Origin of the sequence: Clostridium sp., from assembly GCF_032552055.1 — a bacterium.
Lineage (GTDB): Bacteria > Bacillota > Clostridia > Clostridiales > Clostridiaceae > Clostridium.
Window position 1 is genome coordinate 1 of the sequence record NZ_JAWGSV010000431.1, and the last position, 1,240, is coordinate 1,240.

2 protein-coding genes are annotated in these 1,240 nt (G+C 25.6%); both read right to left on the reverse strand.

Annotated elements, in window-relative coordinates; genetic code table 11:
- Positions 1-12: 12 nt before the first annotated feature.
- Positions 13-987 carry a UV DNA damage repair endonuclease UvsE gene (uvsE, locus tag E6248_RS16175; protein ID WP_316341790.1) on the reverse strand — a complete coding sequence of 325 codons (975 nt, stop codon included), beginning with the start codon at positions 985-987 and terminating at the stop codon, positions 13-15.
- A gap of 95 nt (positions 988-1,082) precedes the next feature.
- A partial coding sequence (locus tag E6248_RS16450) for a DUF6512 family protein (RefSeq protein WP_396335166.1) occupies positions 1,083-1,240 on the reverse strand: 158 nt, incomplete at its 5' end.

Here is a 1,240-nt window from a genome sequence, read left to right on the forward strand (position 1 = left end):
ATTCTAATAACTTTATAATATTATTGTTGTTTCATCTTTCCATTTTATCTTTGAATTTATTTCTTGTATATCCTTAACTAATTTAAATAAAGCTACATCCTTTTCTTTGCATTCTAGCATTACATCAACATTCCTATTAAAGGGTCTTAACTTTTCTATAAAATTTATGAAATCTGAGGCATTAATAAAGTCTGAATGCTTTTTATCAACTTTATCTACTAAATTTGAATCTTTAGGCGATGAAAAATGCATTTTAGGTGGTAAATCTTCATTATTCCAGGTATTAAGTATATCTTCTAATATTTCTGTTATTTCATTACCTTCATTATTACAATTATGGTGATGGATATCTAAAACCATGGGAATATTTATAAGTTTGCATAACTGTAATGTTTCTTTAGCAGTGTAAGTCTTATCATCATTTTCAATCATAAGTCTTTTCTTTATTAAGCTCGACATTTTTGAGAAGTTATCAATAAATCTTTTTATTGCTTTTTCTTTACCGCCAGTAGCTCCTCCAACATGAATAACCATTTTTCCATCTTTATAGTCCATATCCTCAAACCATTCTACTTGTCTGCTTAAATTAATTTCTGTATTTTCTACTACTTGAGGATTATTACTGTTTATTACATTGAATTCATCAGGATGAGTATCTACTCTCATATTAGAATCCCTTATAAGTTTTCCTATGTACTTAAAATCTTTTTTATAAATTTCTCTATGTCCCCAGTATCCAACATCAGGATGTGTCACTAAAGGAATTAAAGCTGAAGTTATTCTATAAAAGTGAATATTATTCTTAATATTATATTTTAATAACTCTTCTAGAGCTATAAGATTAGATAGGGCAACATTTTTTAACTTTTCTAATCTTTTTTCTTCAGTTGTAATTTTTGAATAATTTGAAAAAGTCACTGTGCTAGAGCTAGTGACTTTCTTTCCTAGTACATTTGAAATAGCAACATATCCAAGTCTAATTTCCATAAATATTCTCCATTCTAAAATTTATTAAAATTAGTTTATCCTACTATTTCAAAATATAAACAATAATTTATAAACTTAAAATATAATATACACTCTTAAGATTTAGTATTAAAAATCCCATATTCACCTGTAGTACTATCTTTAAAATAATCATACTTAGGTGGATTAATAGTAAATATAAAAAATACTATTATGTGAATAAGCATTCCAAGGATTGCAAAATAAAAAAGTGCTTTTTTGTAATTAGTTTTGC